The organism is Salinicola salarius, assembly GCF_002179555.1.
GTDB lineage: Bacteria > Pseudomonadota > Gammaproteobacteria > Pseudomonadales > Halomonadaceae > Salinicola > Salinicola salarius_A.
Genome location: NZ_NHOU01000146.1, coordinates 1 through 479, shown reverse-complemented (window position 1 = coordinate 479; position 479 = coordinate 1). Strand labels below are relative to the sequence as shown.

Sequence of the window (479 nt, the reverse complement as noted above, 5' to 3'; positions counted from 1 at the left end):
GACTGCCATCCACCAGATTTGACTATAACTCTTCATACTCCTCGGGATGAGCATTCATTCACGTCTGCTGGTGGTATGCCACTGTGTTAGAGAGGGTGAAACAATTCGCATCATCTCGGCGCGTAAGGCGGACAAGCGAGAACGAAAGACATATGAAGGGTATAGACATGCGTGATCATTACGATTTTTCACACTCTATCCAGAACCCATACGCCAAAAAGCTCAAGAAGCAGGTCACGATCCGGCTCGATGAAGATACCGTGGCGTATTTCAAGAAGCTTGCCGAGGAAAAAGACCTTCCATATCAGAGCCTCATCAATCTCTATCTGCGCGATTGCGCACAGTCACATAAAGATCTCAAGATTGAGTGGCTATGAATGGCCTCGATCCAGCCTTTGCACTCGGAGGCAGCCGTGACAGCCGTAGTCTTGCCCTTGAAGATATCCACGACCACGGCGGCCTTGCGCTTCGCGGTCCAT

Annotated in this window: 1 protein-coding gene and 1 pseudogene; both read left to right on the top strand. The window is 50.1% G+C overall.

Translation table 11 applies throughout. From position 1 onward, the window contains the following. Nucleotides 1-34: 34 nt before the first annotated feature. Nucleotides 35-130: pseudogene (locus tag CCD76_RS19540) on the top strand (BrnT family toxin); the annotation flags it as partial. Beyond that, complete coding sequence (locus tag CCD76_RS19535) at nucleotides 84-377, top strand: BrnA antitoxin family protein (protein WP_373419445.1); 294 nt, start codon at nucleotides 84-86, stop codon at nucleotides 375-377. The pseudogene CCD76_RS19540 and the gene CCD76_RS19535, both read left to right, overlap by 47 nt. Nucleotides 378-479 lie beyond the last annotated feature (102 nt).